We start from the raw sequence: 26205 nt of genomic DNA, 5'->3' as shown, positions 1-26205 counted from the left end.
CATCCGACAAATTCAATAAAACGTAAGAGGGTTAATTTATGAGTGTTTCTCTTTCCAAAGGTGGAAACGTATCTCTAAGTAAAGCAGCACCTACGATGAAAAATGTCCTGGTTGGCCTTGGCTGGGATGCGCGTTCGACTGATGGTCAGGACTTTGACCTGGATGCTTCCGCTTTCCTTTTGTCACAGAATGGCAAAGTACGCGGTGACACTGATTTTATTTTCTATAACAACCTGAAATCTACCGATGGTTCAGTAACACATACCGGTGATAACCGCACTGGTGAAGGTGACGGCGATGATGAATCACTGAAGATCAAACTGGATTTGATCCCGGCTGATGTCGACAAAATCGTCTTCGTTGTCACTATTCACGATGCACAGGCTCGTCGCCAGAGCTTCGGGCAGGTTGCAGGGGCATTCATTCGCCTGGTTAACGATGATAACCAGACTGAAGTGGCTCGCTACGATTTGTCAGAAGATGCATCTACCGAAACGGCAATGTTATTTGGCGAACTGTACCGTAACGCGGGTGAGTGGAAATTCCGTGCGGTAGGCCAGGGTTATGCTGGTGGTTTGTCATCCGTTTGTGCTCAGTACGGCATTAATGCTTCCTGAGAAAAGTAACTTTTTACATAGATGGGCCAGCAAACTGGCCCAAACTAAAATGATGAACAGGAGTTTAAAATGGCAGTTTCTCTCGTAAAAGGCGGTAACGTTTCTCTGACTAAAGAAGCACCAACCATGAATGTGGCTATGGTTGGTCTGGGCTGGGATGCGCGTGTCACTGACGGTCAGGCATTTGACCTCGATGCATCGGTATTCCTGGTAGGCGAAGACGGTAAAGTGCTGTCTGACTCACATTTCATTTTCTTCAACAACAAAGTCAGCACCGACGGTGCCGTTGAACACCAGGGTGACAACCGTACTGGTGAAGGCGACGGTGATGATGAGCAGGTTAAAATCGAGCTGGCTAAAGTTTCTGCCGATGTGAAAAAAATGATTTTTGCCGTCACCATCTATGATGCAGATGCCCGTAAGCAGAACTTCGGCATGGTGAGCAACAGCTTCATGCGCGTTTACAATAACGACAACGGCACGGAAATTGCCCGTTTCGACCTGTCTGAAGATGCCTCTACTGAAACGGCTATGGTTTTCGGTGAGCTGTATCGCCATGGGGCAGAGTGGAAGTTCAAAGCTGTAGGCCAGGGCTTTGCGGGTGGTTTGTCCGCACTTGCATCCCAGCACGGCGTGAACGTCTGATAAGTAGAAATGATCTTAACCCCGGTTATCCGGGGTTTTTTTTTATGCAAGGAATGACGATGAAATTGCAACCAGGACAAAATACACTACTGCAAACCTCGATCCTCGTCCTTAATCTGGATTACCCCGCCTCCACTGGGTTTTCGGGGGAACCGGACACCTGCCTGTTTTTGCTAAATGAGCAGGGCAAGATCAACGGTGATTCAGACTTTATTTTTTTTAATAACCTGAAATCGCCAGAAGGCGCGGTTTCGCTAACACCAGCAACTCAACAGTCATCAATACGCATCGAACTGACAAGCGTTCCGTCGAACATCCATAAAATTGCTGTCACTGTAGTAATAGACGGGAGTGACACGATAAATGGGCTACGCCAGTTGACGCTGAATGTGGACGGTGTGGCATCCTTTGAGGTCGATACCCCTGGACGCCGTGAGAAAGCGATAATTCTTGCTGAAGTCTACCGATATCAAGGTGGCTGGAAAATTCGCGCTCTGGGGCAGGGATTTAATGGTGGCCTTGAACCGCTGGCCGTGAGCTTTGGGGTTGATGTTGCAGCTCCCTCAGAACCAGCAGCGCTACCGGTTAAATCTGGCAAAATCAGTCTGGAGAAGAAGCTGGAATCCAGAGCGCCGAGGCTGGTTAGCCTTGCGAAAGAGGCAACCGTCAGCCTGGCTAAGCATAAACTGGATACTATCGAGGCAAGTGTTGCATTCGTTCTGGATGCCTCAGGTTCGATGACTGGCCAGTTTAAACGAGGGCATGTCCAGTCTGTTCTTGATCGTATCGCGGTACTGGCCGCTCAGTTCGATGATGACGGAGATATGGATCTCTGGGGCTTTGCTGAGCGGCATCGTAAGTACCCGGATGTGACACTGGATAACCTGGACGGTTACATTTGCGCCATCCAGCATCCCGGTAAGCGCTCATCGTGGGAAATATTGCCCGGGCTTGGCGGGACTAACAACGAGCCGCCTGTCATGGAAGAAATTGTTGATTACTACCGCGACAGCAAAATCCCCGTTTATATTGTCTTCATCACTGATGGCGGCATCAGTAAAACCCGGGCTATCAAAGATGCCATTCGTCGTTCGGCAAACTATCCCATTTTCTGGAAATTCGTGGGCCTTGGCGGAACTAACTACGGCATCTTGAAAAACCTGGATGATTTTACCGACCGTAGAATCGACAATACACATTTCTTTGCGATGGACGATTTTGCATCAGTGGCCGACGATAAACTCTTTGACCAGTTGCTGGAAGAGTTCAGAACCTGGCACGAACAGGCGAAGGCACTGAAGCTTCTTTGACGCGGCTAAGCTGATTAAAAACGTCCTGCGGGGCGTTTTTTAACCCTTGAAAGAGGTCGCTTTAAGTCGTGTTATCGCAGCCCTCTTCCTGTCCCAATTGGGATGGAAGTGACGCCAGTGTGCATCTTTTGCCGCCGCCAACAATTCATAATCCCCACGGGTATCTCCCCAGGCACGAAGATGATATTGATCCAATGAGCCGTATATCGCTTCCAGCCGGTTGATTTTCTGTATACAGCGACAATTGTGCCCGGTAATACGACCCGTCAGAATACCCTTCTCGCTTTCCAGTTCGGTGCCAATAAGCTTAACCCCGAGTCGTTCAGCAAACGGTTGAAGCACGAGTTTCGGCGAGGCTGAACATAACGTCACTTCGACACCAGAAGACACTTCAGACGCAACGGCCAGTAAGCCAGAGGCTCTCATCAGGCGTTCCCAGTAAAGATTGCAGTAGAGCTCGGCTTTCTCCTGGACCCACTTTTCTTCAATGCCGGTGAGGAACGTTGAAATCAGGATTTCTTTGAGTTCGTCACGCGTCAGTTTACGCCTCAGGCACTGAATAGAGGGCATGGCGAGCTTGATCAGCCTGCGGGTAAAAAATCGATTGCCAAAGGCAAAACGCAGGAAGGGGATAAAGCTGTCATGCCGGGTAAGCGTTCCGTCAAAATCAAAAACGGAAAGGACCTTTTTGTCAGTCTGGTTTGAAGTACTCATATTGGGTTCGTTATGATTTGTCAGATATTCAATATTTTATCACCTGCACAGTATTGCTCATAGCCCGCACATGAAAGCGGAGCAGAGCAATTCACTCTGCGCACTGCTTTTGTCTTACACGCTAAAACGACGATCGCCAACCTGCGCCAGTGCGTACCACTGCATCAACTCGGCTGTTCCTTCTTCACCTTCAGCAGGCGCCCAGCTGGCTGCATCTTGTTCCGCAACGGGTTGATAGCCACCCTGCTTAACTTCAAAAATCACTCCGCCACTATCCAAAGACAGCACGGCATGCCAGGTTCCGGCACTCATCTCCAGCGCCTTACACTTCTCACCCAAAACAACGCGATGAGTCACAGTCCCGTGGTCATCAAAATTCAACACCAGGAAGCGTCCACTTAAAGCGAACAACAGCTCAAAAGTGTGTGGGTGACGATGCGGACGAACGTAAGTGCCAGGCTCCATAGCCACGGCAAGGCGCTGCACCGGGTCAGTTAATTCAGGGTGAAAATTACGGTGCGCACGCAAGCGGGGGGATTTTGCTGCCGCTTCACTTTGCTGCTGCATATCGCTGAGGGTAATTGTTTTCATGTAGGCCACCTAAGGTCAGGAGTTGTGAACTCCTTTATTCTCGATGACGCAGATTAACAGCAAAAAAAAGCGCCGCGAAGGGCGCTTGTCGCGACTTTAGGATTTAGGGAAAATCCAGACATGCTTTTCAGGCAAGGCCAGATGGCAATACTGCGGATCGCGGACCTCATTGCCATAGGCGCGGATAACAAAATCGTCGCCTGAAGTACGGAACAGATATTCCCAACGGTCGCCGAGATACATGCTGGTTAACAACGGTAACTCGAGTTGGTTTTCACCCGGCCCGCTCACCAGCTCTACTCGTTCCACACGGATAACCGCAGTGCCTTCCTGGCCGGTTTGTACACCAGCCCCAGCCAGCCCCCACAACGCCCAACCGCTGCCTTCAATACGTGCTTTCCCATCGCGGACTTCAGTGACTTTGCCGTGCAGGCGGTTATTGCTGCCCATGAATTCTGCGGTAAACAGCGTTTTCGGTGAGCCGTACATCTCCTGTGGCGTACCTTGCTGTTCGATTTTGCCGTTGTTAAGCAGCAAAATACGGTCGGAAATCGCCATCGCTTCGTTCTGATCGTGGGTCACCATCAGCGCCGACAAGCCGAGTTTGATAATCAGCTCGCGCAGGAATACGCGGGCTTCCTCGCGTAATTTGGCATCCAGGTTGGAAAGCGGCTCATCCAGCAGAATAACCGGCGGGTTATACACCAGCGCCCGGCCAATCGCCACACGCTGTTGCTGCCCACCGGAAAGCTGATACGGATGGCGTTTACCCAAATGACCCAGGCCGAGTTGATCCAGCACCGCCTGCACACGCTGGGTTATTTCAGCGGACGCCACTTTGCGCAGTTTCAACGGATAAGCCACGTTCTCAAACACGGTTTTGTGCGGCCACAACGCGTAAGATTGAAACACCAGCCCGAGATTACGTTCTTCGGCAGGGATCTCACTGCGCGGTGTGCCGTCGTAGACTTTGTTGTTGCCAATGACAATAGCGCCCTGGGTGGGCTTTTCCAGCCCCGCGACGGCACGCAACAAAGTCGTTTTTCCGCTGCCAGAAGGGCCGAGCAAAGAAACCACTTCGCCACGTTGCAAATTCATCGAAACGCCTTTCAGCACCGGGTTGTCGCCGTAGGTTAAATGCAGATTGTCGACCGATAATTCAATCATGTAATTTGACTCCAAAGCGAAGGGCAATCCCCAGACCTACTACCACCAGCAGGATGTTAATAAACGAAAGTGCGGCGACAATATCAATGGCACCGGCTGCCCACAGGGAAACCAGCATCGAGCCGATGGTTTCAGTCCCTGGCGAAAGCAGGTACACACCGGTTGAATATTCGCGCTCGAAAATCAGGAACATCAGCAGCCATGAACCAATCAGGCCATAGCGCGATAACGGAATCGTCACGTGGCGTGTAATTTGCCCACGTGTGGCCCCGGTACTACGCGCCGCTTCTTCAAGCTCTGGCCCAACTTGCAGCAGTGTTGAGGAAATCAAGCGCAAGCCGTAAGCCATCCACACCACGGTGTACGCCAGCCAGACGCTGAAAATGGTGCTGCGCAAGGAACGTAACCAAACTACCAGGTTATCGCGCAGCCATTGCGACCACGGCATGCCGGAAAGCCAGCCAGATTTCAGCGCGTTATCGAGCCACATCGGCAAGAACAGGAACACCCACAGGAATGCCAGCCCTGCCAACAACCCCGGAACCGCACGTGGCACCAGCACGCTGTAATCCAGAAAACGTGTGATGTTGTCTGGTTTGCGGTGCATGGCGATGCCGATAAACAGATAACATCCCACCGCTAACGCGCCGCCGATCACACCAATCGCCATCGAGTTGACGATGGCTCGCAGCAGATTCGGTTGCTCCCAGATACTGCGGAACGTGTTGAGTGACAGCTCATCCCAAATGGAAACACCGACGCCCCAGTTAGATATAAAGGCGCGCAGTACTACGCCAAGCAACGGAACGCCAATGGTGACGGTCAGCCAGAATGCCACCACCGCACCCGCCACCCAGCGCCATTTACCCAACGGCAATGCCCGAGCCTGGGACGCTTTACCTTTCACGGTGACGAAACGGTTGGCGGTGCGCATCAGGCGGCGTTGCAACATCACCAGCGGGATGGTGATGCAAATCAGCACCACCGCAACGGCGGCCATCAAGTGATATGACGGGGTGCCAAGTTTATTGGTCAACTGGTACAGATAGGTCGCCAGCACCATATTGCCTTCCGGGTCGCCCAGCACCAGCATCAGGCCGAACACTTCCAGACCGAGGAAGAACAGCAACACCGAAGCATAGAGAATAGAAGGGCGCACCATCGGCAAGCTGACTGCCGTCATCACCTGCAATGGCGATGCGCCTGCTATGCGTGCGGCTTCTTCCACATCTGAACCCACACTGCGCAGTGCCGAGGAGATATATAAATAGGCGTGCGGAACGTGCGTCAGGCCCGCGATAACCACGATGCTCGACATATCGTAGATATTCCACGGCACGAAACCGAGAATCGACTGCGCCCACAGCGAAAAGAAACCCACCGGACCGGCGGCAACGACATAGCCAAATCCCAGCACCATCGGCGAGACAAAAATCGGCACCAGGATCAGTGGCTCAATCAAGCGTCTGCCGGGTAAATCGGTACGCACCATCAGGAACGCCAGAATACCGCCCAGCGGAATGGCAATAATCACCAGTCCGAATGCCAGAATAAAACCGCTTTTTAGCGCTTTATAGAAATCCGGATCGGTAAAAATAAAGCCGAAGGATTCGAGGCTCCACTCTTTAGATGGCGCAAAGAACGGCGCGGAAAGAAAGCTCTGGATAACGATAAACGACAGCGGAATGTAGATAACCAGCGCGGTTAGCAACACGACAACACCGCGCGGCAGGCTCTGCCATTTTCTGAGCAATGCACTCATATGACTTCCCTTAGCATGAATGTCGGATGTCGCTAACGCTAATCCGACCTACGACTGGCCGTTGTAGGGTGGATAAGCTAAGCGCCATCCACCACTTGTCTATTATTTGGCCGCTGCGGTACGCCACTCTTTGATGTAATCCAGGCGTTTTTTAGGTTGCAGATACTCAAGCAGGCTTTCGTCAACCGGGATGGGTTTGAGCGCTTTACCTAACATTTTGGTCATACCATCAATGTCGTTTTTGCCTTCGATATCATTGCGAATTGACGGGATGTCAGCCTGGTTTGCCAGAATGCTCTGTCCTTTCTCAGACAGCACATAGTCCAGCCACAGTTTCGCGGCATTGCTGTTTTGCGCCTGCTGGCTGATGAACGAAACGCGCGACAGTACCAGGGTGTAATCCTTTGGATAAGAGATACCCAGCGATGGGTCGGTTTTAGCGCGGGCTTCGGCATAAGAACCGAGGATGTTAAAACCAATCAAGTTTTCGCCGGAAGACACGCGTTCCATCATGGTGCCGGTAGATGACTGAACCGCTAAGCCACCTTTGGCGACATCAGCCAGCGTTTTGAAATAATTCGCATCGGCTTTGGAATCCTGAACCGAAAGCATAAAGCCGAGGCCAGACTTCTCGATATCGTAGGTGGTGACTTTTTTGCTGAACTTGTCGGGCTGGCTGGCAATCAGTTTTGCCAGTGCGGTATGGGAATCTGGAACTTCATTTGCCGGGATCTGGCGTTTGTTATAGATAAATACCACCGGCTCATAAGTGGTGCCGTAGGCTTTGTCTTTCCACATGGCCCATTTCGGCAACTGGCCCTGCTCAGGGGATTTATATTCCTGCGCGTAGTCGACTGCCAGTTTCAGCGCGGTATCCATCGAAGAGCTCCAGACCACGTCACCACTGGTGCCACCCGCAGCCTGTTCACTGATATAACGGTTGTACAGTTCAGTACTGTTCATATCGTTATATTCAACTTTAATCCCTGGATAAGCGGCTTCAAACCCCTGAATCAGCGGACCTGCGGCTTTCGTATCAGTGGTGGAATAGATAACCACTTTCCCTTCTTTAGTCGCCGCATCGACCACTTTTTGGTAGTCAGCCGGGTAGCCTTGAGGTAACGCAGACATGGCAGAGGAAGACATGAGTACAGCGGCAGTAATCAGAGAGATGCGTAATTTATTCGACATTATTTTTAACCTTCTAGTTACATTTGAGAAACTAGAGGCCAACATATCGCAAAGCAAATCACAGGCAATAGGGGGATTTTTTTATCTTACCGAATTGTGATTCGGGGCTTTTTTTAGGCAATTAACACCATTAAAACCACGAAACAGGGTTTACGCCTTGCGGTACAACCGCCGTGGATGGCCGATATTCCCGTACTGCATCTCAACCTCGATAAACCCCATCTCCACGCAATACTCCAGATAACGGCGGCAGGTTGTCTTGCTGATCCCCACTTCTTCCACCACCTGTTCTACAGCCCATGTCATATCCGGCTTTGCGGTAAAAATACGCTGCACCCGCTCCAGTGTACTTGGCTCAATCCCTTTGGTTGACGGAGCCGACGGGGTATTGATGGTGGGCAGGTTAAAAAGCCTGTCCAGCGCGGTTTGATCCACGACTTTCACATGGCGCAGTGTCTCGACCAGCTGCATAAAACGCTCGAGCGAACTGCGCAAACGGTGAAATGAAACCGGCTTGATAATGTAGTCAAACGCACCGCTGCGCATCGCGTGGCTACAGGTCTGCATATCGCTGGCGGCGGTGATGAAAATTACTGAACAATCGAAACTTTTCAGCAGCGGGCTATCCATTAACTCCACGGCCTGGCCATCGGGCAAATAGTTATCGAGAAGCACTAATCGTGGTTGATGTAACTCCAACAGACTGCGTGCTTGCTCAAGCGTCGCGGCGATTCCCACTACGCTCAGCCGAAAGTTTTGCTCGATAAAATCACGATGCAAACCGGCGAGATACGGTTCGTCTTCGACAATCACGACATCAAACGCGCTGTGGTTATTCATGGTGCTGTCCTGGGGAAACAGTAGCCGGGAACGGGATAAACACTGAAAATATCGTACCTTGCGGTGAATTGTCTGTGACTTCGATACTGCCGCAGGCCTGGTGAACGTATCCCGCCACCAGATACAAACCGATGCCATGATCGGAACCTGCCATTTCATGCAGATTGGACGGTTTGCTGGAAACACCTTGCTCAAAGATATGCGGCTTGAGCGCGTCATCCACGCCGACGCCCTGATCGGCCACTTCAATCACTAATTCCTGATTACGGTCCGAAATATAAAGCTCTACCGGCGCGGAATTGTTTTGTGCTTTCAACGTGGCATCCACGGCGTTATCCAGCAAATTGCCAATCACTGACATCAATGCCGTTTCGTTAATGCTGGCAGGAATGCGGCTTAACTGGCAAGCCGGGTCAAACGCCAGCTCAATCCCTTTTTCCCGCGCGCTGACGAATTTGCCCAATAACAGGCCACACAAAGCCGGGGAGGTGAAGCGTGCCGAGACAAAATCCAGCACTGCTTGTGCGCCTTCCGATTGCGCCTGAATGTAGCGCATCGCATCGTCATAACGCTGCATTTGCAACAGACCCGCCAGTGTTGCGGTCCAGTTCAGTTGTTCATGGCGCATGATGCGCAGGTTGTCGGCGTAACGCTTTACCTGACTCAACTGGCTGCTTAACGTATTGATGTCGTTTTTGTCGCGAAAACTAAACACCCAACCACTTTCAGTACCGGGTTCCAGTTCAATAGGCACCCGGTTGACTATCACCTGGCGCTGATTTAACACGATGATTTGGTCATGGAAACTGCCGTTTCCTGCCCTGTCGCTTTGTGCGAAAAAGGTGGGCGGCGTTTGCAAAATGTCTTCAAGCGGTTTGCCGATAAGATCTTTTTCCGGCTGGCGAATATCCAGTAATTCCCTGGCGGCACGGTTAATTAAGATCAGCTGTTTCTCGGCGTTAACCGCAAATATTCCTTCATACATTGCTTCCAGCAGGGCTTTTTGTTGTAGCACCAGTTGTGCAATATCTTTCGGTTCAAGCCAGAACATTTGCCGCTTCACATTGCGGCTAAATATCCATGAAAAAATAAACAACAGGATTAACAGCAACAGGCCATATAACCCCGCTTGCCACAGCAGTCGCGCATTAATATTGGCAATATAAGAGGTGAGATAGCCGACTGAAACAATGCCAATTACTTGATTATTGGCATCCAGAATCGGGGCTTTACTGCGCAAAGAGACACCGATGCCGCCCTTGCGCATCGAAATAATGGTTTTCCCCTGTAAAACCTCGGCGTTATCACCGCCAATCATCGGCAGATGCAGGCGCTCCGGTGATTCTGAGTGATACAGATGGTTCTCACGGACATCGCCAATCACGATATAACTGGCATCACTTTGATTGCGTAACGGCTGAATCAAACGCGCAATGCCTGCGACATCACGAACGGCAACTTTATCCGCAAGCCCTGGCATTAACGCAATTTCGCTGGCCTGAACGCGGGCGCGCTGCCCGAGATCGCGATGCTGTTGGCGGTCAATAACATGAAATAAGATGGCGCCCAAAATGGCTAACAGCAGGCATGAAAACCCCACCAGAGATAAAAAGAGTTTCACCTGAAAAGGTAATCTGCGTTTCATACAATTTGCTGCGGAGTCCGATAAAAGAGGCACATCGGCGCAGACTAGCATGGTGAAATTGGGAGGGTAATCGGAGTGTTATGGAGTTGTGAACTCGCAAGAGTCTCTGGGGTTTTAACGCACGATAAAACCCCCGATGGCAGAGATAAAAGCCTGACTACTTTCCGTGGTAAATACGCTCCGGCCTGCCGACTTTCCCATAGTTGATTTCTGCTTCAAGGAAATCGTCTTTTACACCTTGTTCCAGATAGCGCCTTGCTGTGGTTTTACTGCAACCCAGCAGGTGGGCGAGGGAATCAGCGGTGTGGACGATATGCTTCTCGGTAAACAACTGGCGTACGCGACTTAATGTCGACTCGTCAATTCCACGTAGGGTAGAGGCTGCTGGTATCAGTTGCTCTTTGGCCTGAATATTAAAAAGAGCATCAACATGCATTTGGTTGGCTTGCTCGTTGGAACGCAACGAACTGCGGTAACGGGAAAAACGTTCCAGAGTATGTTGCAGGCGCTGGTAATGCACCGGCTTAATGAGATAGTCGAAGACGCCGAGTCGGATGGCCTCGCTGATGGTATCCATATGGTTATCAGCGGTAATAAAAATAATCCGCCCGGAATAATTGATACTTACTGTGTGCTTAATTAATTCGATACCTTTTCCATCAGGCAAAAAATTATCCAGCAGGATTAATTCGGGCTGATAAAGGCGAATATATTTTTTCGCTGTTTCTAGCTTATCCGCCACGCCAATCACATTGAATTGTGGAAAGAGCTTGATGGTATCGACCAGAATCTCAGCGAGTAAGGGTTCGTCTTCAATGACCAGTGTAGTGATACAGTCCATGATGTTCTTCTCTTGTTTGTGGAATGTACAGGGTAAAAATGGTGCCGGATGGAATGTTGTTTTCAACGACGATGGAGCCTCCCGCCTGCTGGACATAACTTCTCACCAGCCATAATCCGATGCCATGCTCTGCGCTTTTGCTGCTGGTAATTCCGCGTTCAAAAATGCTATCGCGGATACTCTCATCAATTCCGCACCCTTGATCGGCAACTTCAATGATCACTTCAGTACCTTCACTGTTGATCAAGCACTCAATGCGAGGTGAGCCTCCAGGTTGATGAAGGGTGGCGTTGTAGGCGTTATCCAATAAATTGCCGACAATAGAAATCCACTCATTTTGGGTTAAAGTTTCAGGTAGCATCTCCACGTAACAGCCTGGGTCAAAAACCAGCTCCAGACCCAATTCCTTGGCGCGGTAATATTTCCCGATTAATAACCCAGCAAGGTGATTATTTTTAAAATTCGTGGCAATGAAATCGACGACTTTTTGGTGGCTTTCCGACTGCAGTTGAATCAGTTCGAGCGCATTGTCATAGCGCTTCAAAAATAGTAGTCCGGCAATGGTTGAAATGAGATTACGGTGTTCATGTTGTACGGCGCGAAGGTTATCCGCATATTGCTGGATCTGACTAAGTTGCAGGCTAAGAGTATTGATATCGTCTTTGCTGCGAAAACTAATCACCCAACCACGAGGCGCACCGTGTAAAATAACCGCCATGCGGCTGGCGATCACTCTAATATCGTTAAAAACGACGATCTCATCTTTCTTATTTTTCTCTGGCTGGTGATAGAAAAAATTATCGGGCGACACCACATGGCTAATGATTTTGCCTATCAGGTTCTGTTCCGGCTGAACCAGGTTCAACATCCGCCGTGCAGTCTGGTTAATGGCGGTAATGCGATAATCTGAATTAATGGCAATCAGCCCTTCAAATACTGATTCAAACAATACACTTTGCTGGATAACCAATTGGGCTAGTTGTTGAGGCTCCATATTGAACATTTGCTTTTTAATATGCAGAGAAAAAACTCTGGCGCAAAGCAATAATAAAAACAGCATGATAACCATCGGTGGTATTACGGAACTGAGTTGCAAATTGAGCCAGTTATTTAACTGCTCAAGGGTATAACCCACGGAGACAATGCCAATAACTTTACCGGTAATGTCCTGAATCGGGGATTTACCCCGCAAAGAAGTACCCAGTGAACCTTTACGCACTGAGATATAACTTTTGGCCTGAGCCAGGGCCTCCTGGCTGTCACCTCCTTCCATAAATTTGCCGATCTCACTCGAATTCACGTGATAAAGGCGACGCCCCATGGAATCACCGACGGTAATATAAACGGCGTCAGAGAACGATCGCATGGGGTCAATTAGCTCTTTGATGCGTTTAATATCTTCCGCTTGCACCGCTTCAACGAGTTCCGGCATGGCAGATATCTGCATCGCCTGAATCAGTGCACGTTGTCCAACTTGATAGTGCAAACGATCTTTGCTGATGCTGGTCAGATACCAATAAATGGCAAGCATCACCACCGTAGAAGTGAAAAGAATCAGCAGGAAAATGCGATTCTGAAATGAGCGTCTGGCGAACCAGTGAGTAGTTTGGCTGATTGACATAAAGGATTAGTAAATAAAAAGTATTTTCCGTTGTTTAAGGGCTCTATAGATTGCTATGGCTCTGATTTTCAGTTTTTTTTTTGTATTATTTTAAATAAATGCGGAGCGTACTCCGCATTTTGTGGCTACATTCCAAGCACGTATTTGAGCATGACGCCTGCGGCGATTGCTGAACCAATCACTCCGGCGACGTTCGGCCCCATGGCGTGCATCAGCAGGAAGTTTTGTGGGTCTGCTTCGAGGCCGATTTTATTGGAAACACGCGCCGCCATCGGGACTGCAGAAACGCCTGCGGAACCTATAAGCGGGTTGATAGGGTTATTGCCAAATTTATTCAGTATCTTTGCCATCAGCACACCGGTTGCAGTGCCGATACCAAACGCAATCATACCGAGTAGCAAAATCCCCAGCGTCTGCGGTTGCAGGAACTTATCGGCGACCAGTTTTGCCCCTACGGACAAGCCGAGGAAAATGGTCACAATATTAATTAGCCCATTTTGCACCGTATCACTCAGGCGTTCGACCACACCACTTTCGCGCATCAGATTGCCAAAGCAGAACATCCCCAACAGCGGTGCCGCATCAGGTAGCAGCAAAGCTACCAGAAGCAGAAGCACCGCCGGGAAGAGGATTTTTTCCCGCTTACTGACATTGCGCAATTGCACCATGCGAATTTTGCGCTCCGATTCGGTGGTCAATGCTTTCATGATCGGCGGCTGGATCAGTGGCACCAGCGCCATGTACGAGTAGGCGGCTACCGCAATGGCACCGAGCAGTTCCGGTGCCAGTTTGCTGGAGAGATAAATCGCTGTTGGACCGTCAGCACCACCGATAATGCCAATCGATGCCGCCTGAGGCAGGGTGAAGTGAATAAAGCCAAAATAGTTCAGCCCTAATGCTCCGAGTACCGTCGCGAAAATGCCGAATTGTGCCGCTGCTCCCAGCAACAAAGTACGCGGGTTGGCAAGTAAAGGGCCAAAGTCCGTCATGGCACCGACGCCCATAAAGATCACCAGCGGTGCAACACCAGAACCGATGGCAACTTTATAGAATATGGCCAGGACACCAGTACTGTAGCCCAGGTCCGTTGCCAGGGTTTCCATCTGGTTTTGCACTGATGGCAATGCCAGCGCTAATGCTTCTTTGATCGCGTGAACATCCGCTGAGCAATTCAACTTTTCAGCAATCACTCCAAGAGCGATGGCGTCGTGGTGAGTCAGCAGGTTTTCTAGCGCAGTTAACGCCAGTCCTGCTTCAGGAATGTTCGCCAGCAGGCCACCAAAACCGATCGGTAATAGTAATAATGGCTCGAATTTCCTGGCGATTGCCAGCCAAAGCAACATCAGACTGACCAGCAGCATTACACCCTGGCCTGCCTGTAAATGCATAAAGCCCAACCCTTGTAGCAGCGTATTCAAACTTTCCATGCAACCCCCGTTATGCCAGTGTCAGCAGGGAATCGCCTACCGCCACCGCATCGCCAGATTTCACTGTAATTCCGCGAACAACACCTGCCTGGGCTGCGCGGATTTCAGTTTCCATCTTCATGGCTTCCAGAATCAGTAACACTTCTCCTTCGGAAACTTGCTGGCCTTCTGTGACGATGACCTTCCAGATAGTGCCAGAAAGTGGGGCGCTGACAGGCGTACCGGTTGTAATAGCAGTGGTTACAGCAGGTGTAGCAGGGGAGTTAACCGGAACCACGTGAGTCAAATCACCCCCTTCGCTGACCTTCACAACAAAGGCTTTACCTTCAACTTCGAGGGTATAAACACTTGGCCCCAAAACCGGTTGAGAAGGTGTTGCAGATGCAGATGGCATTTTTGCCTGCTCCCGTTGCGGGACCGGTTCGAATGCTGCCAGATTGCCGCGATTCTCAAGAAACTTCATCCCAATTTGTGGGAACAGCGCAACCGTCAGAACGTCATCAATGACGTTAGCCGCAAGCTGAATGCTTTTCTCCTCGGCCTGGCGTTTCACATCCGTTTCCAGTTGCGTCAGTTCAGGGAGAAGCAAATCAGCCGGCCGGCAGGTGACGGGAGTATTATTTTCCAGTACTCGTGCCTGAAGTTGGGTATCTACTGGGGCTGGCGTACGGCCATATTCTCCTTTCAGGATCCCTGCCGTTTCTTTGGCAATGGTTTTGTATCGCTCGCCACTCAGAACATTCAGTACTGCCTGAGTCCCGACGATTTGCGAAGTGGGTGTCACCAGCGGAATAAAACCGAGATCTTCACGGACACGAGGAATCTCCAGCAGTACCGCATCGAGTTTATCCGTCGCATTTTGCTGTTTGAGTTGGCTTTCCAGGTTAGTGAGCATCCCTCCTGGCACCTGTGCGACCAAAATACGGCTATCGTAACCTTTCAGTTGTCCTTCAAAAGCGTGGTACTTCTTACGAACATCGCGGAAATATGCTGCGATCTTCTCCAGTTTTTCGATATTTAATCCCGTGTCGTAGGGGGTACCTGCGAGGGTGGCTGCCAGCGCTTCGGTGGCAGGATGACCGTAAGTCGCACTCATTGAAGAAATCGCGGTATCCACACCATCAATGCCTGCTTCAATTGCCTTTAGCAACGTCATTTCTGCCATGCCGGTTGTCGCATGACAATGCAGGTGCAGACGCACGTCGTAGCGACTTTTAATTTCCCGTACCAGTTCATAGGCCGCAGTGGGGGTGAGGATGCCGGACATATCTTTAATGACAATAGAATCAACGCCGGTTTCCAGCAGTTGTTCCGTCAGATCAAGCCAGGTTTGTAAGGTATGCACTGGACTGGTGGTATAGGAAAGCGTCCCTTGGGCGTGCGCACCGTGGCTACGCACAGCCTGCAGAGCAGCACGCATATTGCGCGGATCGTTCATCGCGTCAAATACGCGAAACACATCCATGCCATTTTTCACTGCTCGTTCGACAAAGCGTTCCACGACGTCATCCGCATAATGACGATAACCCAACAGATTCTGCCCACGTAGCAGCATTTGCAGCGGAGTTTTTGGTATCGCTTTTTTCAACTCTCGTAAACGCAACCATGGGTCTTCCCCGAGAAAACGAATACAGGAATCAAATGTTGCACCACCCCAGCATTCAAGTGACCAATAACCCATCTCATCAAGAGCGGAGGCAATGGGCAGCATATCGTCAAGACGCAGACGGGTAGCGAACAGGGACTGGTGAGCGTCGCGCAGGACGACATCGGTAATAGCAACGGTCATGAGTGGCTCCGTAAATCGGGGTTAATTCGGCGATGATGATGAATAGTGGCGGCAATCACCGGCATTAAATGGGCGCGGGTATCCACGGCGGCATGCGCAGTACGGTTCGTACATGTCGGAGCAGCAGGTTCCGGGAAAAAGCGATTAATGGCGGTCGACATCAGACGGATAGCCAGAATAAGCAGCAGTAAAAACAGCACAACAAATCCCATTCCAGCAAACATGAGCGTAAAACCTTCGCTCAACAGTTGGGCATCGGTCATGGACTACACCTCAAAGGGAGGCACGGTAGCAAACAGGGCTACCGCGCAATGATTTAGATAAACATGCCAAACACAATACTGGCGATGACCAGCACAATACCGCCGCCAAGACGAGAGGATATTTGCGCATAAGAGATAAGATTCATACGGTTACAGGCAGAGAGCACTTCCAGGTCACCTGAACCGCCGCGGTTAGCCATACACAGGCCAGCGGTAATAGAGGATTCAATAGGGTAGAAGCCCATCAACCAACCACCAATCGCTGCACCTAATACCGCACCGATAACGATGAAGCCCGCGATGATGACGTTGACCAGGGTCAACGCATCGATAATTTCCTGTAAATCGGTATAACAAACCCCGACACCGACCATCAGCACCCAGAGCAATTGTTTGGAGAAGAAATCAGAAAGGCGTTTGGCCCCTGCTTTAATTTCCGGAGAGCAAAGACCCGAAGCGTTCAGTGCGGCAATAATCAGCACCATCCATGCAAAGGTGTGGATCTCAACGCCACCAATACTTGGCAGGATTTTTTTGGCAATCACATAGGCCAGCAAGAAACAAGTAGTGGAAAGCACTAAACCGACAGCGGTTTCGCGATGGGTAACATTACCGGCCTTTTCATCTTCCTCAACTTTAAAAGAGGTCTTACGGACGAGTTCACCTTCACCACTGAGCACTGGATATTTTTTGCCGATAATATCCAGAACGGCTGCAATGACGATGGCAAATATATTGGCAATAGTCAGAATGGCGATGGCGGTAGAGTAATACTCTTCACGGGAACGCCCCGTCACAGAATGGTAAATCTCTGACAACGGAACGGCACCGGCACCGTTGCCTCCGCCCATGATCGGTAATACATAGAGCATCATGATACGGTCAATGGGAATACCAAAACACAGGCCGATGACAATGCCAAAAACGGATGCTCCGAGAATGCCTAACAGAATGGTTGGAATATATCCCAGCAGAGATTTCAGCAGTAACTTTCTATTAACTGAAAGAATGGCCCCGGTAATTAATACCGCAATAAATAAATTCAGGAAATTACTCTTGTCCATCACATTGGTGATGGCATCAATTTCCTTTTGCGTGAATACCCCAGCATAAACAAACCAAGCCGTGACCAAGAAAATCATAATTGGCGCACCACCGATATATTTATTGAATATCGGAAGGCGTTTACCTATTTCTCCAAAAATAGCACCTATGATAAACATCAGTGATAAACCACCTACCAAATCAGTAGGTAATGCATCGTTGTAATGTGAAAGTAAAAGCGTAATAAGCGTGAACGCATAGAGCGGTAACGGCATGCCGAAGATTTTAAACTCCAGCAATTCGCTAAACCCCTTTTTTTTCGAGGCCGGGAGTTGGCTAATGTTTGTCATGAGACATCCTGTTATTAAGTATATGAAATAGTTTCGAGGCCATCGCATGTTAATAAAAGGAAGGTGCGACTTGATGTGACACTCTTCACTTTGCCATTGTATTTTTAATGGCTTTAATTATTTTTATGACACTTAAATAATTAACAACATAAAAGTCATAAAGCCAATAAAAAGGCAGAGTAAATTGTGAGCTGAATAGAAGAACGTTTTTCACAACCGTGGCGCAATAGCCATTATTATTTTCTGAGAACCTAAAATAATGAATCTGACATTTAAACGGATTTATCCACAGCGAGATGCACTGCGCATGAGTGCCATTCTGGCCTTTTTACAAACCGCAGGTTTAACCCCAGACGGTGATTGCGAAATTTTTGTTATTGCCGAGCAACACGGACGCCTTGTCGGCTGTGGAACGCTGGCCGGTAATGTTCTGAAGTGCATTGCCGTTGACCCGCAGTTGCAAGGGGAAGGGGTGAGTCTGAAATTACTCACAGAACTGCTGACGCTGGCTTATGAGCTTGGGCGCAGTGAGTTGTTTTTATTCACAAAACCTGAAAATAGCGCACTGTTTACCGCGGCGGGATTCTCCGTTATCGCCCATGCTGGCCATCAGGCGGTGCTACTGGAAAACAGCAGTGAACGTCTGAGCCGTTATTGCCGGCAGTTGGCGATGTATCGCCAGCCAGGGAAAAAGATTGGTGCCATTGTAATGAATGCCAATCCCTTTACGCTCGGGCACCGCTGGCTGGTGGAGCAGGCGGCACGTCAGTGTGACTGGCTGCATCTGTTTGTGGTGAAAGAGGATGCTTCGTATTTCAGCTACAACGATCGCTGGAAGTTAATTGAACAGGGCATTGCCGGCATCCCTCATGTCACGCTGCATCCCGGTTCTGCCTATCTGATTTCTCGGGCAACTTTCCCCGGTTACTTCTTGAAGGAACAGGGTGTGGTCGATGACTGCCACAGCCAGATCGATCTGCAACTCTTTCGTCAGCATCTCGCTCCCGCACTGGGTCTTACTCACCGTTTTGTTGGCAGTGAACCGTTATGCCCACTTACCCACGCCTACAACCAGCGCATGAAAATATCGCTAAGTGCAGAAATTACGCACTGGCCAGCCATAAAGGTGGTGGAACTGGAACGTATGGAATTACGCGGCGCGCCAGTTTCTGCCTCGCGCGTCCGCAAGCTTTACCTGGCAGGCGACTGGCAGGCCGTTGCACCTCTGGTGCCTCCTGCAACCCTCACATTTCTGACACGTTTGGCGGCAAGCAACAAACAAACTGCCTGACGCTACTTTGAAACTAAGGAATAGAACTAATGGAAATAATAAAAGATGCGCTGGCCGGCACGCTGGAATCCAGTGATGCGATGGTCAGGGTTGGGCCATCAGATGAGCCAGGTATTCAGCTTGAAATTGAAAGTCTGGTGAAAAAACAATTTGGCGCAGCCATTGAGCAGGTGACACGGGAAACCCTCATCCGTATGGGCGTGACTCGTGCAAGGGTAGCTGTGGATGACAAAGGGGCGCTGGAATGCGTACTTTGCGCCCGTATTCAGGCCGCAGTATTGCGCGCAGCCGGACAATCCCAAATTCAATGGAGCCAGCTATGAAACCCCGTCGCAGTATGTTGTTTATCCCAGGTGCAAACGCCGCAATGTTAAGTACCTCCTTTGTTTATGGCGCCGATGCGGTGATGTTTGACCTGGAAGATGCGGTAGCGCTAAGGGAAAAAGATACCGCCCGCTTACTGGTTCATCAGGCTCTTCAGCATCCTTTTTATCAGGATGTGGAAAAAGTCGTACGTATAAACCCTCTGAATACTCCCTTCGGGCTTGACGATTTAGAAGCTGCGGTTCGCGGTGGTGTCAATATTGTTCGCTTGCCGAAAACAGACAGTAAAGAGGATGTGCATGAGTTAGAAAAACAGATTGAACGCATCGAGCAGGAGTGTGGCCGGGAAGTGGGCAGCACGAAAATCATGGCGGCAGTCGAATCGGCTATGGGGGTGGTGAACGCGGTTGGAATTGCAACTTCCAGCCCCCGAATGGTGGCGATTGCCCTGGCAGCGTTTGATTACGTGATGGATATGGGGACGTGTCGCGGGGATGGTACTGAATTGTTTTACGCCCGTTGTGCGGTGCTGCATGCGGCTAGAGTGGCGGGAATCGCGGCCTACGATGTGGTGTGGTCGGATATTAATAATGAAGAAGGTTTCCTGAAAGAGGTGAAACTGGCTCGCGGGTTGGGCTTCAACGGTAAATCGCTGGTGAATCCGCGTCAGATAGAACTTCTCCACCAGGCCTATGCGCCAACGCGTAAAGAAGTTGAACACGCATTCGAAGTGATTGCCGCAGCCAAAGAGGCGGAATCACGCGGTCTGGGTGTGGTTTCACTGCATGGAAAAATGGTGGATGGGCCGATTATTGATCACGCCAGAAAAATCGTGACGCTGTCGGCGTCAGGTATTCGGGATTAAGGAAGAGAAGATGAAAAAGACAATCGAAGTACTTAAGACCCAGTATCGGGATGAGAAAGATCTGCAACCCTTCAGTGGCGTGACAGCTCGTAGCCCATGGTTGTCCTGTGAAAGTGAAAAGCGCGGCCGTAAAGTGTGCGCTTCGCTGGAAGAGGTCATTCGCCGCTCCGGATTGCAAAATGGAATGACCATCTCATTCCATCACGCATTTCGCGGGGGGGACAAAGTCGTCAATATGGTGGTGGCGAAGTTGGCGGAAATGGGCTTTCGCGATTTGACCCTCGCTTCCAGTTCGTTAATCGACGCTCACTGGCCGCTGATCGAACACATCAAAAATGGCGTCATACGACAAATTTATACCTCTGGTTTGCGTGGCAAATTAGGGGAGGAAATTTCAGCAGGTTTAATGGAAAACCCGGTACAAATCCACTCTCACGGTGGGCGTGTACATCTGATCACCAGTGGTGAACTGAATATTGATGTCACGTTCTTGGGTGTGCCTTGTTGTGACGAATTTGGCAACGCTAACGGGTTTAGCGGTAAGTCGCGTTGTGGATCCTTGGGTTATGCGAGAGTGGATGCGGACCATGCCAAATGCGTGATTTTGCTGACAGAAGAGTGGGTGGCTTACCCGAATTATCCTGCCAGCATCGCCCAAGATCGAGTTGATTTAATTGTGCAGGTGGATGAAGTTGGTGACCCGGACAAAATTACTGCGGGAGCAATTCGCTTGTCCAGTAATCCAAGGGAGTTGCTTATTGCCAGGCAGGCGGCAAATGTCATTGAGCATTCTGGCTATTTCAACGACGGTTTTTCACTGCAAACCGGTACGGGTGGTGCTTCATTGGCGGTTACGCGTTTTCTGGAAGACAAAATGCGCCGTCACAATATTACCGCTGGATTTGGCCTGGGTGGGATCACCGGCACGATGGTCGACCTACATGAAAAGGGGCTAATTAAAGCCCTTCTGGATACGCAATCCTTCGACGGCGATGCCACGCGTTCGCTGGCACAAAACCCCAATCACATTGAGATTTCAGCCAATCAGTACGCTAACCCCAGCTCCAAAGGGGCGGCTTGTGAACGTCTGAATGTGGTGATGCTCAGTGCACTGGAAATTGACGTTAACTACAACGTCAACGTAATGACCGGTTCAAACGGGGTGTTGCGTGGTGCATCCGGTGGCCATAGTGATACTGCGGCGGGCGCAGATTTGACAATCATCACCGCGCCACTGGTACGCGGGCGTATTCCTTGCGTGGTGGAAAAGGTCATTACCACCGTTACCCCTGGTGCCAGTGTCGATGTCCTGATTACCGATCATGGTATAGCCGTCAATCCGGCACGCCAGGATCTGATTGATAACCTCCGGGCTGCGGGCATTTCACTAACCACCATTGAGCAATTGCAACAACGGGCAGAGTTGCTGACGGGTAAACCTCAAGCCATCGAGTTTACCGACCGTATTGTCGCGGTGGTGCGCTATCGCGATGGTTCGGTAGTGGATGTGATCCGTCAGATTCAGGACTGATAAACCGTGTAGATCGCTGTCAGACCTGATGTTGACGGCGATCTACATCCCCGCAAAGGAGAATTGAAGTGATGAGTGAAGCCAGCCACGTTGAAATATGCCAGTACGCCAGTGAAAACATGCGAGCCGAAGAAGTGGTGAATTTAGTCAGACAAGCGCTACTTAAAAGCGCGCATTTAACCCCTAAGCCAGGGCTGTTGGACATTCGTAATACGGGGTCACATCAGGAGGTCAATCTGACGAGCTATAAAGCCGGAGTCCAGATGATGATGCCATGGATAAAGAAATTTTTCGTGATGGGACACGATAGCGCAGCCCTTAAACCGCAGCAAGTATTAATGATGCTACGGCCCGTGGGTATCGCCTGTGAAACGGATATTCTTCAGGTGAGCGGTGAAGTGAATACTCATCGCGGAGCGGTATTTGCATTTGGTTTATTAAGCGCGGCGATTGGGCGATTGACGGCGCAAAACCAGCCAATTGAACACACTCGCTTATGTCATCAGGTCGCAAGATTATGCCGTAACCTGGTCGAGCGGGAACTGGCCTCAAAAACAGGGAAACCTGGAAAAAGTGAAACTCAGTTTTTGCGTTATGGGTTTACCGGTGCGCGTGGTGAGGCAGAAAGCGGTTTTCGCACGGTACGCACACTGGCGTTGCCGACTTTTCAGCGAGTGATTCACCAGACGGGTGATACTCAACTGGCGCTCTTACAAACCCTGCTGCATCTTATGGCGTGGAACGACGATTCTCACCTGGTTTCTCGTGGTGGGCTGGAGGGCTTGTACTTTGTGCAACAGCAGGCGCAATACTTACTTTGGCGAGGTGGTGTGCTGGCTGAAGGTGGAATTGAAGAGCTGCAAAAGTTGGATGATGAGTTGATCGAACGCAACCTGAGCCCCCTTGGCAGTGCGGATTTACTGGCAGTGACTTGGTTTCTGAGTCAGTTTCCGGCTGGCCCAATATTTATAAACTAGATGGAGAAGAAGGATACTGCAGGCCACTGCGGCATGAGATAATGCGTTGTAGCCTGCCACATCATAATGACATCATCGATTAGGTACTGACGTTTGCCAGTATGTAGCTTACCGCCAGTAAATCTGCGCTGCCCCCAGGGCTAAGGTTACGCGCAATCAAGTTTGCATCCATCTCGCGAATATCCTCAATTGTCCATCCCTGATGCAGTAAACGCATGGCGTAACGCTGCACATACTGCAACCCGGCAAGACCACCACGCGAGACAAGATTGGTGTCAGGGTTATGTGCCATCAGCCGCAGTAATGCATTCAGCAAACGACGCGGTAAATTGGACTCTTCAAACCAGTAAGGCAAGACATGCTCGCGTACGGTCATAAAACCACTTTCAGCTTCACCGCGTGCGCCAGTTAAACCAAATTGCTGATATAAACGTTCGCCAACAGTCGCCGATTTGCAGGAGTTAATCAGTTCACGCTCCACCAGACCCGCGCATATCTCACTGACTGTTTCGCATAATGACGACGCGGTGATTGCCGCTTTTTTACCTTCCAGCCGCCCGGCAGCAGTACACAATAGGCCGAGCGAAAAGACGCCGCCTTTATGAGTATTCACTCCCCAAGTAGCCTGGTACATTGCTTGTTCACAGGCGATGCCCGTTGGGCGAATCAGGTTTAGTAATTCTTTTGCTGGGCGGCCAGAATGCTCAATCCCTAATGTGCGAAAGGCGCTGAACCATGGCGCAATGGCGGTGATGCTCTTGAGAAACAGAGCCAGATCCATATCGCGATGTGAACCATTATTGGCGCTATCCACCAGGCCGGGTTTTGGTGTTAGCCAAACTTCGTCCCATAGTGCCTGCTGTGCTAATCGGCAAATATCGACTTGAGGTAATACGGTAACTTCTGGAGCCTCAATCCCTGGCAAACCAGCCATCAAGCAGCTCCTCTACACGTTGCGTGACTTCAACTAAAGGATGGTTTTGCGCGCGTGCACACACATGGGCTGGCTCGTCGCAAACTAAACAGCTTCGCCCAGCGAGTGCTAGGGCGTGCCGTCCTACCGGACCCTGTTCGGGACAGATGACGTCAACATCCCACAATCGCCCGAGCAAATGGCTCTGCTCCAGATTCACCATCAATGCTTTCAGTTCTGACGCCGGATGCGCTACAGCCCATAATGCTTCCGCCCCCGTCGGCATCCAAAGCACCTGGCGGTTCAACACGTGCCAGCGGCGCTGCCACAAAAGTTGATCGCAAGCCTGTAATGCCACTGCCATACAGTTACGGTAACGGATGTTGTCTTTTACAGGGCCGGGTGTCACAAGTGTTAGCGAGATAACCGGTTGTTGGTATCTCGCCAGCCAGTCTTGCTGCCGCCGCCCCCTGCGTTCCTTAGCTTCAAGCAGATCTTCCAGCGTGACTCCGTGTTTTTCCACCTGTGTTTTAATCATGGTATCGGCACCTCTTAGTGAGCGATAACTGCGTTAGTTTTACTGCACAGCCTAAGAGATAACATTTTTTTTGAATGTGAGTTTTAGCAGGTTTAACCTGTTGATTTAAAGGCTTCTATGATTTTTATGTGGTTAATTTTCTGTGGCTAAATCAGCGGGGGAAAGGATGTTTGAGAAGGGGGACATACAAGCAATTTGATGGTGAATAACGTATGGACTTCGCAATGGCTAAACCTTAGCCATTGCGATAAATACTCAATCGGTGCGGGTAGGAAATCAGTACTTCACATCGCGAGCGGCGTCACGACCGTCTTGCTTATTCTCGCGGTGGTCCTGGCGGCAATCGGCATTACCGAACACACCATTACGGCAATCTTGTTTAACTTCGCGTGATTCCTGGCGAACGTCCTGGCGCAAATCACGCGCGTCACGGCGTTGGCCGGCCTGCTCGGTTGCCTGTGCAGGAATAGCGGTCATCAGAGTGGTACACGCAAGCAGCATCCATAGAGATTTTTTCATGGTAAATCCTCAATATCGGTGAATCGCGCCAGTACGGGGATTCAAAATGCAAAAATTGATATTTCCGTTTTGGCAGGGAGGTATTTTCATCAAAAAGAGAGCCGCTTGCTGCAACTAATTCATTTAATAAAAAACGTAATAGCCATTGAATTGAGAAAAGCCAGAAGGGGGTTAGCAAGATGCTGAAGTAAAACGTTTACGTCGAGGGGGATTAATCGAAGTCTACTTTCAGCATGTTCTCAATCATGTGCATAGTGTCTGAAAGGTGATGGAGAATGTTGTTGGTATCAAGCAGGAGTGCGCCCCAAAACATCAGGATCAGCGTCAGTGCAGCGATAGCAGAGTAATTAAACATTTTCATGACATTTTTTGGCAACAGTGAATGTTGTTACTAATTATATCAATCGCTGTTGAACCTCAATTAAACGAGCTGACTTTTACACAATTATTCAAAACATCAGGTAGGCAAAACAGCGGGACGAATCCCGCCGTTTGGGCTTATTTTTCCTGATAACGCGGAGCGGGAACGCCGGTCAGACAGCTTTCGAAAATAGCCAGACGAGCTTTTTCGTAAGTTTCCCAAAGAGTTAAATCGTGTAGCGCAGGGATCGTCACCGCTTCACCTTTATCCAGCCCCACTAACGCAGCATCAACCAGGTTTTCGCCGGTCATGATGGCAGCAGGTGGCAGGTCTTCCATTGATACACCAGAGACATCCCAAATTTCCGTTGCGGTTATTGCTGGCAACATGGCCTGAACACGCACGTTACTTCCAGCGACTTCTTCTTGCAAAGCACGGGTGAAATTCAACACATAACCTTTGGTGCCGCTATACACCGCGCTACCCGCGCGAGCATGCAATGAAACCACCGACGCGACGTTAATAATGGTGCCGCTATCTTGTGCCTGAAAACGGGCGAGTGCGGCGAGGCTCAGGCGGGTCAACGCGGTGATATTCAACATAATGTCCGCCTGATGTAACTCGGCGCTGCCGGCGGTAAACGGCGCGATATGCGCGGTTCCGGCATTATTAACCAATATTTCTATGCGTTCGTTACTGCGTAACGCTTCTTCCACTGCCTGAATACCGCTTTCATCTGCAAGGTCTGCGGGGAGTGTTTGAACGGAAATCCCATGCAAGGCTTCCAGTTTGCTGGCCAGTTCACGCAAGCGATCTTCGCGGCGCGCAACCAACAACAGATCGTATCCGCGAGCGGCGAAGCGCTCTGCATAAACCGCGCCAATGCCAGAAGATGCGCCGGTAATAACTGCAACAGAAGGTGAAGTGCTCATGGTAAATCCTCGTCGGTGAAAGTAAGTTGGTTTCATAATGAAACTACATTAAAAATAGTTTGAGTGGTTTCATAATGCAACCAAATTACGTGTCTTTTTTTATTTCTGCATTAGATTGAATGCTTACAGGAGGATTA

Annotated in this window: 26 protein-coding genes; 8 read left to right on the top strand and 18 right to left on the bottom strand. The window is 50.1% G+C overall.

Translation table 11 applies throughout. The features are described 5' to 3' along the window. The first annotated feature begins 38 nt into the window (after positions 1–38). The 3 genes from MNO13_RS16315 (at position 39) to MNO13_RS16305 (ending at position 2572) form a co-directional block, all read left to right on the top strand. Entirely contained in the window at positions 39–617 is a 579-nt protein-coding gene (locus tag MNO13_RS16315; protein ID WP_064548097.1) for a TerD family protein, read from the top strand. Between the two features lie 69 nt (positions 618–686). Further along, on the top strand, positions 687–1262 hold the full coding sequence (locus MNO13_RS16310) for a TerD family protein (RefSeq protein WP_064548096.1): 576 nt from the start codon (positions 687–689) through the stop codon (positions 1260–1262). A 59-nt stretch (positions 1263–1321) separates the two neighbouring features. Further along, complete coding sequence (locus tag MNO13_RS16305; protein ID WP_241939016.1) at positions 1322–2572, top strand: vWA domain-containing protein; 1251 nt, start codon at positions 1322–1324, stop codon at positions 2570–2572. Between the two features lie 39 nt (positions 2573–2611). On the opposite strand, the gene MNO13_RS16300 is transcribed toward MNO13_RS16305, so the two are convergent. The 13 genes from MNO13_RS16300 to citS form a co-directional block, all read right to left on the bottom strand. Beyond that, positions 2612–3286: an HAD family hydrolase gene (locus MNO13_RS16300; RefSeq protein WP_064548090.1), complete on the bottom strand. Its 675-nt coding sequence runs from the start codon at positions 3284–3286 to the stop codon at positions 2612–2614. A gap of 114 nt (positions 3287–3400) precedes the next feature. Next, positions 3401–3877 carry a WbuC family cupin fold metalloprotein gene (locus MNO13_RS16295; RefSeq protein ID WP_064548088.1) on the bottom strand — a complete coding sequence of 159 codons (477 nt, stop codon included), beginning with the start codon at positions 3875–3877 and terminating at the stop codon, positions 3401–3403. A 96-nt stretch (positions 3878–3973) separates the two neighbouring features. Next, a complete protein-coding gene (locus MNO13_RS16290) occupies positions 3974–5044 on the bottom strand; it encodes an ABC transporter ATP-binding protein (protein WP_241939015.1) in 1071 nt (356 codons plus the stop codon). After that, a complete protein-coding gene (locus MNO13_RS16285; protein ID WP_064548085.1) occupies positions 5037–6806 on the bottom strand; it encodes an ABC transporter permease in 1770 nt (589 codons plus the stop codon). The genes MNO13_RS16290 and MNO13_RS16285 overlap by 8 nt, the downstream gene beginning before the upstream one ends. A gap of 102 nt (positions 6807–6908) precedes the next feature. Then, the gene (locus tag MNO13_RS16280; protein WP_064548083.1) at positions 6909–7997 is read right to left on the bottom strand and encodes an ABC transporter substrate-binding protein; all 1089 of its coding nucleotides are present in this window, start codon (positions 7995–7997) and stop codon (positions 6909–6911) included. 150 nt (positions 7998–8147) lie between these two features. Next, on the bottom strand, positions 8148–8837 hold the full coding sequence (locus MNO13_RS16275; RefSeq protein WP_241939014.1) for a response regulator: 690 nt from the start codon (positions 8835–8837) through the stop codon (positions 8148–8150). After that, positions 8830–10482, bottom strand: a complete 1653-nt coding sequence (locus MNO13_RS16270) for an ATP-binding protein (RefSeq protein WP_241939013.1) — start codon at positions 10480–10482, stop codon at positions 8830–8832. Before MNO13_RS16270 ends, MNO13_RS16275 begins: the two co-directional genes overlap by 8 nt. Before the next feature lie 157 nt (positions 10483–10639). Continuing rightward, complete coding sequence (gene citB, locus MNO13_RS16265) at positions 10640–11323, bottom strand: citrate response regulator transcription factor CitB (protein ID WP_133522528.1); 684 nt, start codon at positions 11321–11323, stop codon at positions 10640–10642. Continuing rightward, positions 11295–12944, bottom strand: a complete 1650-nt coding sequence (citA, locus tag MNO13_RS16260) for a citrate sensor histidine kinase CitA (RefSeq protein ID WP_241939012.1) — start codon at positions 12942–12944, stop codon at positions 11295–11297. The genes citB and citA overlap by 29 nt, the downstream gene beginning before the upstream one ends. A 125-nt stretch (positions 12945–13069) precedes the next feature. Beyond that, the gene (locus MNO13_RS16255; protein WP_133522530.1) at positions 13070–14371 is read right to left on the bottom strand and encodes an oxaloacetate decarboxylase subunit beta; all 1302 of its coding nucleotides are present in this window, start codon (positions 14369–14371) and stop codon (positions 13070–13072) included. 10 nt (positions 14372–14381) lie between these two features. Next, positions 14382–16160, bottom strand: a complete 1779-nt coding sequence (gene oadA, locus MNO13_RS16250) for a sodium-extruding oxaloacetate decarboxylase subunit alpha (RefSeq protein WP_232886497.1) — start codon at positions 16158–16160, stop codon at positions 14382–14384. Next, positions 16157–16423, bottom strand: coding sequence for an oxaloacetate decarboxylase subunit gamma (locus tag MNO13_RS16245; RefSeq protein WP_133522532.1), 267 nt, complete (start codon positions 16421–16423; stop codon positions 16157–16159). Before MNO13_RS16245 ends, oadA begins: the two co-directional genes overlap by 4 nt. Before the next feature lie 53 nt (positions 16424–16476). Then, a complete protein-coding gene (gene citS, locus MNO13_RS16240; RefSeq protein WP_241939011.1) occupies positions 16477–17817 on the bottom strand; it encodes a citrate/sodium symporter CitS in 1341 nt (446 codons plus the stop codon). 259 nt (positions 17818–18076) lie between these two features. Here citS and citC point away from each other — a divergent pair, with 259 nt between their 5' ends. The 5 genes from citC (at position 18077) to citG (MNO13_RS16215) (ending at position 22805) form a co-directional block, all read left to right on the top strand. After that, positions 18077–19108 (top strand): [citrate (pro-3S)-lyase] ligase, encoded by a 1032-nt coding sequence (citC, locus tag MNO13_RS16235; protein WP_422387198.1) that lies wholly within the window; start codon positions 18077–18079, stop codon positions 19106–19108. A gap of 29 nt (positions 19109–19137) precedes the next feature. Next, a complete protein-coding gene (citD, locus tag MNO13_RS16230) occupies positions 19138–19431 on the top strand; it encodes a citrate lyase acyl carrier protein (RefSeq protein ID WP_133522535.1) in 294 nt (97 codons plus the stop codon). After that, positions 19428–20297, top strand: coding sequence for a citrate (pro-3S)-lyase subunit beta (gene citE / locus MNO13_RS16225; protein WP_133522536.1), 870 nt, complete (start codon positions 19428–19430; stop codon positions 20295–20297). Before citD ends, citE begins: the two co-directional genes overlap by 4 nt. 10 nt (positions 20298–20307) lie before the next feature. After that, complete coding sequence (gene citF, locus MNO13_RS16220; protein ID WP_133522537.1) at positions 20308–21828, top strand: citrate lyase subunit alpha; 1521 nt, start codon at positions 20308–20310, stop codon at positions 21826–21828. Between the two features lie 71 nt (positions 21829–21899). Further along, a complete protein-coding gene (gene citG, locus MNO13_RS16215) occupies positions 21900–22805 on the top strand; it encodes a triphosphoribosyl-dephospho-CoA synthase CitG (RefSeq protein ID WP_241939010.1) in 906 nt (301 codons plus the stop codon). 79 nt (positions 22806–22884) lie between these two features. Here citG (MNO13_RS16215) and citG (MNO13_RS16210) read toward each other — a convergent pair whose 3' ends face one another. The 5 genes from citG (MNO13_RS16210) to MNO13_RS16190 all read right to left on the bottom strand — a co-directional run bounded on the left by citG (MNO13_RS16210) (position 22885) and on the right by MNO13_RS16190 (position 26068). Beyond that, complete coding sequence (gene citG / locus MNO13_RS16210) at positions 22885–23739, bottom strand: triphosphoribosyl-dephospho-CoA synthase CitG (RefSeq protein ID WP_241939009.1); 855 nt, start codon at positions 23737–23739, stop codon at positions 22885–22887. Then, a complete protein-coding gene (gene citX, locus MNO13_RS16205; RefSeq protein ID WP_133522540.1) occupies positions 23717–24256 on the bottom strand; it encodes a citrate lyase holo-[acyl-carrier protein] synthase in 540 nt (179 codons plus the stop codon). Before citX ends, citG (MNO13_RS16210) begins: the two co-directional genes overlap by 23 nt. A 276-nt stretch (positions 24257–24532) precedes the next feature. Further along, positions 24533–24775, bottom strand: coding sequence for a hypothetical protein (locus MNO13_RS16200; protein ID WP_064548077.1), 243 nt, complete (start codon positions 24773–24775; stop codon positions 24533–24535). 211 nt (positions 24776–24986) lie between these two features. After that, positions 24987–25136 (bottom strand): hypothetical protein, encoded by a 150-nt coding sequence (locus tag MNO13_RS16195; RefSeq protein ID WP_157092961.1) that lies wholly within the window; start codon positions 25134–25136, stop codon positions 24987–24989. 137 nt (positions 25137–25273) lie between these two features. After that, complete coding sequence (locus MNO13_RS16190; protein WP_064548075.1) at positions 25274–26068, bottom strand: SDR family NAD(P)-dependent oxidoreductase; 795 nt, start codon at positions 26066–26068, stop codon at positions 25274–25276. Positions 26069–26205: the final 137 nt, after the last annotated feature.

The sequence above is a fragment of the Buttiauxella ferragutiae genome (assembly GCF_022637515.1).
Classification (GTDB): Bacteria; Pseudomonadota; Gammaproteobacteria; order Enterobacterales; family Enterobacteriaceae; genus Buttiauxella; species Buttiauxella ferragutiae.
The sequence above is the reverse complement of the archived record's forward strand: the minus strand, read 5'-3'. Positions and strand labels throughout refer to the sequence as shown.

Coding starts and splice junctions, on each gene's coding strand:
- MNO13_RS16315 (WP_064548097.1), top strand. CDS start 39: ATGAGTGTTTCTCTTTCCAAAGGTGGAAACGTATCTCTAAGTAAAGCA.
- MNO13_RS16310 (WP_064548096.1), top strand. CDS start 687: ATGGCAGTTTCTCTCGTAAAAGGCGGTAACGTTTCTCTGACTAAAGAA.
- MNO13_RS16305 (WP_241939016.1), top strand. CDS start 1,322: ATGAAATTGCAACCAGGACAAAATACACTACTGCAAACCTCGATCCTC.
- MNO13_RS16300 (WP_064548090.1), bottom strand. CDS start 3,286: ATGAGTACTTCAAACCAGACTGACAAAAAGGTCCTTTCCGTTTTTGAT.
- MNO13_RS16295 (WP_064548088.1), bottom strand. CDS start 3,877: ATGAAAACAATTACCCTCAGCGATATGCAGCAGCAAAGTGAAGCGGCA.
- MNO13_RS16290 (WP_241939015.1), bottom strand. CDS start 5,044: ATGATTGAATTATCGGTCGACAATCTGCATTTAACCTACGGCGACAAC.
- MNO13_RS16285 (WP_064548085.1), bottom strand. CDS start 6,806: ATGAGTGCATTGCTCAGAAAATGGCAGAGCCTGCCGCGCGGTGTTGTC.
- MNO13_RS16280 (WP_064548083.1), bottom strand. CDS start 7,997: ATGTCGAATAAATTACGCATCTCTCTGATTACTGCCGCTGTACTCATG.
- MNO13_RS16275 (WP_241939014.1), bottom strand. CDS start 8,837: ATGAATAACCACAGCGCGTTTGATGTCGTGATTGTCGAAGACGAACCG.
- MNO13_RS16270 (WP_241939013.1), bottom strand. CDS start 10,482: ATGAAACGCAGATTACCTTTTCAGGTGAAACTCTTTTTATCTCTGGTG.
- citB (WP_133522528.1), bottom strand. CDS start 11,323: ATGGACTGTATCACTACACTGGTCATTGAAGACGAACCCTTACTCGCT.
- citA (WP_241939012.1), bottom strand. CDS start 12,944: ATGTCAATCAGCCAAACTACTCACTGGTTCGCCAGACGCTCATTTCAG.
- MNO13_RS16255 (WP_133522530.1), bottom strand. CDS start 14,371: ATGGAAAGTTTGAATACGCTGCTACAAGGGTTGGGCTTTATGCATTTA.
- oadA (WP_232886497.1), bottom strand. CDS start 16,160: ATGACCGTTGCTATTACCGATGTCGTCCTGCGCGACGCTCACCAGTCC.
- MNO13_RS16245 (WP_133522532.1), bottom strand. CDS start 16,423: ATGACCGATGCCCAACTGTTGAGCGAAGGTTTTACGCTCATGTTTGCT.
- citS (WP_241939011.1), bottom strand. CDS start 17,817: ATGACAAACATTAGCCAACTCCCGGCCTCGAAAAAAAAGGGGTTTAGC.
- citC (WP_422387198.1), top strand. CDS start 18,077: ATGAATCTGACATTTAAACGGATTTATCCACAGCGAGATGCACTGCGC.
- citD (WP_133522535.1), top strand. CDS start 19,138: ATGGAAATAATAAAAGATGCGCTGGCCGGCACGCTGGAATCCAGTGAT.
- citE (WP_133522536.1), top strand. CDS start 19,428: ATGAAACCCCGTCGCAGTATGTTGTTTATCCCAGGTGCAAACGCCGCA.
- citF (WP_133522537.1), top strand. CDS start 20,308: ATGAAAAAGACAATCGAAGTACTTAAGACCCAGTATCGGGATGAGAAA.
- citG (WP_241939010.1), top strand. CDS start 21,900: ATGAGTGAAGCCAGCCACGTTGAAATATGCCAGTACGCCAGTGAAAAC.
- citG (WP_241939009.1), bottom strand. CDS start 23,739: ATGGCTGGTTTGCCAGGGATTGAGGCTCCAGAAGTTACCGTATTACCT.
- citX (WP_133522540.1), bottom strand. CDS start 24,256: ATGATTAAAACACAGGTGGAAAAACACGGAGTCACGCTGGAAGATCTG.
- MNO13_RS16200 (WP_064548077.1), bottom strand. CDS start 24,775: ATGAAAAAATCTCTATGGATGCTGCTTGCGTGTACCACTCTGATGACC.
- MNO13_RS16195 (WP_157092961.1), bottom strand. CDS start 25,136: ATGAAAATGTTTAATTACTCTGCTATCGCTGCACTGACGCTGATCCTG.
- MNO13_RS16190 (WP_064548075.1), bottom strand. CDS start 26,068: ATGAGCACTTCACCTTCTGTTGCAGTTATTACCGGCGCATCTTCTGGC.